The organism is Streptomyces silaceus (assembly GCF_001419745.1).
Classification (GTDB): Bacteria; Actinomycetota; Actinomycetes; order Streptomycetales; family Streptomycetaceae; genus Streptomyces; species Streptomyces silaceus.
The window spans coordinates 1-8,180 of sequence record NZ_LIRJ01000282.1; the positions used below are offsets into that span (position 1 = coordinate 1).

Genomic DNA, 8,180 nt, shown 5'->3' on the forward strand with positions numbered 1-8,180 from the left:
GTCGGACCCGGCCCGGCGCCCGGCCCCCTGCGCCCCCTCGCCGCCGCCCTCCTCAACCTCACCGGGCTCGGTCTCGGCTACCTCCTCCTGCGGCGCCTGCTCCCCGCCGCCCTCTGCTGGGCCGCGACCGCCGCCCTGCTCCTCGTCGCGCTGCCCGCCGACGTCAACGGCGTCCCCGGCGGCGTACTCGCCGGATACGCCGCCGTCCTGGTCCTGGCCGCCGCCCACGGCGCGCGCCTGGCCGCCCGGGACCGCGGGCGCTGGCCGGTGCGGACCCCGGTCGCCGTCGGGCTCGGCGTCGTCCTGCTCGCCGTGCCCGCCGGCGGCTCCTTCACGTACGCGTCCGCGCGCGACGAGGCCGTCGAGCAGATGCTCCTGGACCGCCTCGACCGGGCCGACCGCATCGTCGCGGGCCTCGCCGGACAGCCGTTCGGCGAGGCGACGAAGAAGCGGTACGAGAAGGCGCTCGGCATCTACCGCGGCCTCGCCGCGGACCACGGCGGCTCGAAGGCCGCCGACCGCCTGCCCGACAGCCTCGACCGCTACTACGAGGCGGCCGCCGCCCCGTACGCCGCCAAGCGGTACTGCGACGCCGTCGCCCCGCTCGAACACCTGCGGACCGTCCCCGGCACCCTCGGCGCCGCGGGCAGGGACCGCCTCGGCGCCCTCGCCACCTGGCCCGACGACCGCCTCGCCACCTCGCTGTACGAGTGCGGGACCGCCGCACTCGGCCGGGCCGACGCGACCGGCCCCCTCGACGAACTCCTGAGCACCTTCCCCGAGTCCGACCAGGCCGCCGACGTCGGGCCCGCCCTGCGCGCGGCCGTCGACGCCCGCTCGGCCGAGCTGACGGGCGCCGACCCCTGCCCCGCCGTCGACGCCCTGCGCGCCATCGCCGCCACCACCGACGCCCTGCCCGCCGGCACGGTCGACGACGACGCCCTCGGCGACGACACCGACCGCGCCGTGGAGCGCGGTGTGTACGCCTGCGGTGTGGACCAGTTCAAGGACGACGCCTTCACCGAGGCCGCCGCGACCCTGAACGGCTTCGCCGAGAAGTACCCCGGCAACGGCAAGCGCGAGCGCGCCAGGGACATCGCCGTCGCCGCCGAGATCGCCGCCGAGCGCCCGAGCGCGGGCCGCCGCCTGCCCCCGGCCCGCCCCGGAGGCGGCGGCAAGGTCGACTTCGTCCTCGCCAACCTCGGCCCCGGTGAGCTGGAGGTCCTCTACACCGGCCCCACCACCGGCCGCGTCAAGCTCGGCGCCTGCGCGTCCTGCCGCGTCTTCGCCACCAAGTCCCAGGGCGACAAGGCCTGCCGCGCCGGCGTCAAGCAGTACCCCGACACCACCCTGAGGCTGCCCGTCGGCGAGTACCACTTCCTCTACAAGCGGGCGACCGTACGCAATCGAGCCGAGGGCGCGAGGCTCAGCACCACCTACCGTTACACCGACTGCTCCTTCGTGACCCGCGCGACCGCCGGGCTCGGCCTCACTTAACGCCTGGTCAGATAACACCTGGTCAGAGGCACGCCGAACCGTCATTGCCCGGCGTCGTACCGCGTGATACACAGAGTGACCAGACATCACGTACGAGGAAACGTACGAAGTCAGCCAACGAATGGCGCCAAGGCGACATCCGAGGGCCCGATTGTCGGCGAGAATGAGCTGTCCTCTGCACCGAGGTGGGCAGAGGTGGCAGAACAACCCACTAGGGGCGGTGAGTTACACATGCTTTTGGCAGCCGAAAAGGGCGACATCACCACCATCATCGGCGGGATCGCCCCCGACTGGGGTCCCTTCGGGAGTCTGGGCAACGAGGCACGCGTGATGATCGAGGTCGTGATGGCGATCGCCATCCTCCTCTGTCTCGGCATTGCCATCTGGGGCGCGGCGAAGCAGCGCATCGGCGCGACGGCGCTGCGCGACACCTTCAGCGCGGAACAGGGCAAGGGCCTGATCATCGCCGGTCTGACCGGCGTCTTCATCATCGGCTCGCTCGGCACCCTGTTCACCATCGTCTACGGCATGGCGGTCTGACGGCATGACGGTCTAGCGGTCGGCCCGGCGGTCCCCCTGCGCCGCCGTGTCCCTTCTCCCCCACGTGTCCCCTCTCCCCACCCGTCCGTCGTGCCCACCGGCTGAGGTTGCGTCTCCCTGATGTCGAGTCACCACACCGCGCCCGCGCGGGAACCAGCACGGCTACCGTCGTACGTGGCCTACGTGTCCTGCGTGGCGGTTCAGCGAGAGGTTGAGGGGGCGTTCGCGGCATGAATCCCGACGACGAGCGGAACGACGGCCTCTTCGGCGGCTCCGGGGAAACCCGTACGAGACTCCCGGAGGGGGAGGGCGGCGGCGGTGACGTCTACGGCGGCCGCAGATCCGGCCGCGGCGGCGGCACGTCGTCGCGGAGCCTGGTGACGGTGGTCGGCGTCGTGGTCCTCCTCATCGCGGCGATCGCCTTCGCCAACCGGGGAGGCGACGACACGTCCTCCGCGGACGGCGACGCGAAGAAGGCGGGCGCATCGGCGACGGCCCCCTCCGGGGAGAAGCCGGTGGGGGGGAAGACGGACGGGATCCCCACGGGGTACGCGAAGTCGGAGCAGGGGGCGCAGAGTGCGGCGGCGAATTTCACCGTGCCGCTGGGGTCGGCCGAGATGTTCGACAAGAAGAAGCGCGACGCCATCCTCAACACCGTCATGGTGCCCTCCAGCGTGCCCAAGTTCCGGGCGGACCTCGACAAGGCGTACACGACGTCGTTCTTCAAGAATGTGGGTCTGAACGACGACGGTTCGACGCCGAGCGGCTACCAGTTCGTCTCCCGCACGACCCCGATCGGCACCGAGGTCACGGACTTCTCGGGTGACGGGGCGACCGTCGAGGTCTGGTGCAGCGGCCTGCTCGGCCTGGCCGGTGAGAAGTCCACCAAGCCGGTCACCAGCAGCTGGTTCACGGTGACCATGAAACTGGCATGGATCGACGGCGACTGGAAGGCCGTCACGCACTCGCAGAAGGAAGGTCCGTCGCCGGTTCCGGGCGACGACCGTGCGTCCGGCTCGGACGAGATCGCCGAGGCAGTCAAGGGATACGGAGGGTTCACCTATGCCCGGTAGCCGCCCTGCGCTCCGACTCGGTGCCGCCGTCGCGGCCATGCAGACCTTCGCCGTCCTGTTCGCGGCGCGTGCCTTCGCCGCGCCGGAGCCCAAGGACGACGACGCCTGCGACCTCATCCACGGCCCCGCCAAAAAGTACTGCGAAAGAGGCCAGGAGAGCGGCGGCGGAGGCGGCGGCAGCGGCAAGTACCCCGCCGACGCCCCCTTCGACGACTCCTCCACCGACCCCCTGAGCTCCCTCGCCAAGGGCTGCGCCGAAGCCGCCTCCTGGACCGTCGACAAGCTGTCCGACGCCGTCAAGGAGACCGCGAACGTCGACTTCACCAACCCCAAGTTCCTCCAGCAGTACGCCGTCGTCTTCGCCGCCTCGACCGTCCTGACGCTGCTCCTGTGGCTGATGGCCGTCGCCAAGCGGGCGGTCCGCGGCGTGCCGCTGACCACCGCGATCTCCGAGGCCATCGGGTTCCTGTGGCTCACGGTCCTCGCCTCCGCCTTCACCCCGCTGATCCTCTACACCGTCGTCTCCGCCTCCGACGGCGTCACGGACGTCATCGCGAAGGCGACGGGTGGTCAGACGGACACGTTCTTCGGGACGTTCTCCGAAGCCCTGAAGAAGGGCGACGACATCGGCGGCGGACCGATCATGCTGATCGTCGTCTCGCTCGTGTCGATCCTCGCCGCCGGCGTCCTGTGGCTGGAGCTCGTCATCAGGGCGGCGCTCCTGTACGTAGGAGCGCTCCTCGGCACCGTCGTCTACGCCGGCCTCGTCGACAAGAACCTGTGGTCGCACGTCCGCCGCTGGGCGGGCATCATGATCGCCGTCATTCTGGTCAAACCGATCATCGTCATCGTGCTCGGCCTGGCCGGGGCCCTCTCCGCCGAGGACGGGCCCGACTCGTTCTCCGCGGTCGTCTCCGGGCTCTCGATCATCCTGCTCGCCATCTTCGCGAGCGCCATGATCTACCGCTTCGTACCGGGCTTCGGCGACGAGATCGCCAACTCCCGCAACAACCGCATCATGCGCGGCGCCGAGAACAAGGCCGCCGCCGTGATCAGCTCCCCCGCCTCCCTCGTCTCCCAGGGCATCAAGACCCACAGCGCCCGGGGCAACGGCGGCGGTGGCGGAGGAGGCGGCGGCAACAGCCAGGCGCGCCCCGCCAACCCCGCCAGCGGCGGTGTCGCCGCACACAGCAGCCGCCCCTCCGGCGGCTCGTCGAACGGCGGCGGATCTGTCCCCTCCGCCGCACCCCCGCCGCGCGGCAGCGCGACGAACACACCGCACGCGGGCAACCGCGGCGGTTCCCGCACCAGCAGTACCAACCGCACGGGAGGTGAAGGGCGTTGACGACCCAGTCCCACGTGTCCCAGCCGGTCGCGCCCCGCCGCACATATCTGATCGGCCGCGCGCGGCCGAACGCGATCGTCGGCAAGAACCGCGAGACGGGCGAGATCGCCCTGATCATCGCGGGGGCGTTCCTCGGCATGATGTGCGGACTCCTCGTCCCCGTCCTCTCCCTGCGCATCGTGCTGCTCACCGGCTTCCCGATGCTCGCGATCGCGGCGGTGTACGTCCCGTACAAGGGCCGGACCTTCTACAAGTGGTTCGAGATCAACCGCAGCTACAAGCGGTCCCTCAAGCGCGGCACCGCCTACCGCTCCGCCGCACCCGAGTCCGGCGTGCGCCTGGACGGCCGCGAGGTCGAGATCGGCCCGCCGCCCGGCATCGGCCGCATCAGCTGGCTGGCCGCGCCCTTCGGCCCGGACGAGATCGCCGTGCTGCTGCACGCGGACCGGCGGACCGTCACCGCCGCCATCGAGATCGAGGGCCCGGGCGTGGGGCTCCGCGACTCCGAGGACCAGGAGGCGCTGGTCGACCGCTTCGGGACGCTGCTCAAGCACGTCGCGAACGGCGACGGGTTCGTGACCCGCCTCCAGATGCTCGCCCGTACGCTGCCCGCCGACCCCGACGCCCACGCCAAGGACGTCAGCCAGCGCGGCGACGACCGGGCGCTGCCCTGGCTCCAGCAGTCCTACGACCAGCTGCAGTCGATGGTGTCGACCAGCAGCGAGCAGCACCGCGCCTACCTCGTGGCCTGCATGCACTACTCCCGCGACCTGGCGGGCGAGGCCCAGGCGATGGCCCGCGCGGCCCGCCCGGCCGGCGGCCGGAAGCTCGACAAGGACGCCGGTCTCGCCGTCGTCATGGCGCGCGAGCTGACCGACATCTGCTCGCGGCTCCAGGAGGCCGACATCCGGGTGCGCCAGCCCCTGGGGCAGGGCCGCCTCGCCTCCCTGGTCCACTCCATGTACGACCCGGACCACCCCATCGACCACATCCAGGCGATGACCAAGCGCAACGCCTGGCCCGCCGAGCTCGACGCCATGGAGCCCACCTACCTCCAGGCCAAGACCCGTGAGTCCTCCACCCGCGCCCCCTGGTGCCACGCCACGGCCTGGGTGAAGGAGTGGCCGATGACGCCCGTCGGCGTCAACTTCCTCGCCCCGCTGCTCGTCCACACCCCCGACGTGATCCGCACGGTCGCCGTCACCATGGACCTGGAGCCCACCGAGGTCGCCATCGAGCGGATGCTCACCGAGAAGACGAACGACGAGGCCGAGGCGAGCCGCCAGGCCAAGATGAACCGCACGGTCGACCCCCGCGACATCGCCTCGCACTCCCGCCTGGACCAGCGCGGCGAGGACCTGGCGAGCGGCGCGGCGGGCGTCAACCTCGTCGGCTACATCACGGTCTCGTCCCGTTCCCCGGAGGCGCTCGCGCGCGACAAGCGCACCATCCGCGCCTCCGCCGGCAAGTCGTATCTGAAGCTGGAGTGGTGCGACCGCGAGCACCACAGGGCCTTCGTCAACACGTTGCCGTTCGCGACCGGCATCCGACGCTAGACGGTATCGACGTAGAGGCAGGCTGTTGCGATGCGGGATCCGCTGACCGTCCTCACGGACGCCTTCACCTCCTTCCTCTTCGGGAAGGTCGAGACGACCAGGCTTCCGGTGCGTACGTCGACGGGGCAGGCCCAGGCGGTCTACCTCCCGACGGCCGCGCCGGGGCTCGGCGACTCGGGCGTGATCATCGGTCGGGAGGTGTACTCCGGCAAGGGCTACATCTACGACCCCTTCCAGCTGTACGGGCAGCAGCTGCCCGCGCCGCACTGGCTGGTGCTCGGCGAGTCCGGCAACGGCAAGTCGGCGCTGGAGAAGACGTACGTCCTGCGGCAGTTGCGCTTCAAGGACCGCCAGGTCGTGGTGCTCGACGCGCAGGGTGAGGACGGGGTGGGCGAATGGAACCTCATCGCCCAGGAGCTGGGGATAACTCCCATCCGGCTCGACCCGACGGCCGCCCTGGACATGGGCATCCGGCTCAACCCGCTGGACCCGGCGATCACGACCACCGGGCAGCTCGCCCTGCTGCGCACCATCATCGAGGTGGCGATGGGGCACGGGCTCGACGAGCGCTCGGGCTTCGCGCTGAAGGTCGCGCACGCGTACGTGAACGAGACCATCGTCGAGCGCCAGCCGGTCCTCACCGACATCGTCGAGCAGCTCAGGCACCCCGAACCGGAGTCCGCCGAGGCCATGAACGTCGCCATAGACGACGTCCGGGCCTGGGGTCTGGACGTGGCGCTGGTCCTGGACCGGCTGGTCGACGGTGACCTCAGGGGCATGTTCGACGGGCCGACGACGGTGGGCATCGACCTGGACGCCCCGCTGATCGTCTTCGACCTCTCCCACATCGACCGGAACTCCATCGCGATGCCGATCCTGATGGCGATCGTGGGCGTGTGGCTGGAGCACACGTGGATCCGGCCCGACCGCAAGAAGCGCATCTTCCTGGTGGAGGAGGCGTGGCACATCATCAACTCCCCCTTCGTGGCGCAGCTGTTCCAGCGGCTGCTGAAGTTCGGCCGCCGGCTCGGCCTGTCGTTCGTGGCGGTGGTCCACCACCTGAGCGACGTGGTCGACGGAGCGGCCGCGAAGGAGGCGGCCGCGATCCTGAAGATGGCCTCGACCCGGACGATCTACGCCCAGAAGGCGGACGAGGCGAGAGCGACGGGCCGGGTCCTCGGCCTGCCGCGGTGGGCGGTGGAGATCATCCCCACCCTCACTCCGGGCATCGCGGTCTGGGACGTCAACGGCAACGTCCAGGTGGTCAAACACCTGATCACGGAGACGGAACGCCCCTTGGTCTTCACCGACCGCGCCATGACGGAGTCGTCCGCCGACCGCACCGACGAGGACGGGCCGGTCGACGACGCCATGCGCGCGGCGGAGCTGGAGGCGGAGGAGCGGGCGGCGTACATGGAGCAGCATGCGGGATGAGTGGGAGCGGGGCCGGTCCTCACGCGGACGCGGCCCCGACCGGGGCGATCGTCCCGAACGCGGCGTGCCCGACGGCCTGTTGGTGGGCTTCCTCGCCTTCCTGATCGGGGCCACGGTGCTCGTCTGGTCGGCCACGAACCTCGCGGGCCGCTTCGCGCGCGGGGCCTGGCCCGAGAAGGTGTCCTTCGGCCATACGCCTCCGGCCGTGCGGCACCTGGTCGGCAATCCGCAGGACATCGCGGGCGCGTGGCCGGAAACCCCCGCGAACCAGCTGTCGGGGTACGGCCTGTTCTGGGGCCTGTTCATCGGCCAGCTGCTCGTCCTGATCGTGCTGACGGTCTTCGTGATGGGGACGGTGGCGCGGGCACGGGCGGTGCGGAGGGCCCGGCGGGCGGAGGCGAAGGCCGGGGCGGCCAGGACCAGGGGTGCCGGGACGGAGGCCGGGACGGATAGGACGGAGGCCGGGACGTCTGGGGCTGTTGGGACGTCTGGGGCTGTTGGGACGTCCACGGGTGCCGGCCCCGGCGCCGGTCCCGGTCCCGCGGGGACTCCGGCACCTGTCGAGGCTCAGGCGCCCTTCGCATCGGCCGGGCCTGCGGGGTCAGGCATTCCTGTGGAGTCAGGCGGCCCTGTGGAGTCTGCTGCGCCCGCCCGGTCGGCTGCTCCCGTCGACTCGGCCGCTCCCCTCGCGTACGCCGCCCCCGCGGCCGGGTCCGCACCCGTCGAGGCCGCCGT

6 protein-coding genes and 1 pseudogene are annotated in these 8,180 nt (G+C 71.3%); all 7 read left to right on the forward strand.

The window, feature by feature from the left end:
- Nucleotides 1–1,497: hypothetical protein (locus tag AOK22_RS24670; RefSeq protein WP_079036791.1), on the forward strand; the 1,497-nt coding region annotated here is incomplete at its 5' end.
- Nucleotides 1,498–1,728: 231 nt separating this feature from the next.
- The gene (locus AOK22_RS24675) at nucleotides 1,729–2,037 is read left to right on the forward strand and encodes a hypothetical protein (RefSeq protein WP_055700904.1); all 309 of its coding nucleotides are present in this window, start codon (nucleotides 1,729–1,731) and stop codon (nucleotides 2,035–2,037) included.
- A 230-nt stretch (nucleotides 2,038–2,267) separates the two neighbouring features.
- Nucleotides 2,268–3,110, forward strand: a complete 843-nt coding sequence (locus tag AOK22_RS24680) for a DUF8175 domain-containg protein (protein ID WP_055700905.1) — start codon at nucleotides 2,268–2,270, stop codon at nucleotides 3,108–3,110.
- Complete coding sequence (locus tag AOK22_RS24685; RefSeq protein WP_055700906.1) at nucleotides 3,100–4,455, forward strand: hypothetical protein; 1,356 nt, start codon at nucleotides 3,100–3,102, stop codon at nucleotides 4,453–4,455. The genes AOK22_RS24680 and AOK22_RS24685 overlap by 11 nt, the downstream gene beginning before the upstream one ends.
- The gene (locus AOK22_RS24690) at nucleotides 4,452–6,011 is read left to right on the forward strand and encodes an SCO6880 family protein (protein ID WP_055700907.1); all 1,560 of its coding nucleotides are present in this window, start codon (nucleotides 4,452–4,454) and stop codon (nucleotides 6,009–6,011) included. The genes AOK22_RS24685 and AOK22_RS24690 overlap by 4 nt, the downstream gene beginning before the upstream one ends.
- A 30-nt stretch (nucleotides 6,012–6,041) precedes the next feature.
- On the forward strand, nucleotides 6,042–7,445 hold the full coding sequence (locus tag AOK22_RS24695) for an ATP-binding protein (protein ID WP_055700908.1): 1,404 nt from the start codon (nucleotides 6,042–6,044) through the stop codon (nucleotides 7,443–7,445).
- A pseudogene (locus tag AOK22_RS42970) lies at nucleotides 7,435–8,180 on the forward strand (type VI secretion protein); the annotation flags it as partial. The gene AOK22_RS24695 and the pseudogene AOK22_RS42970, both read left to right, overlap by 11 nt.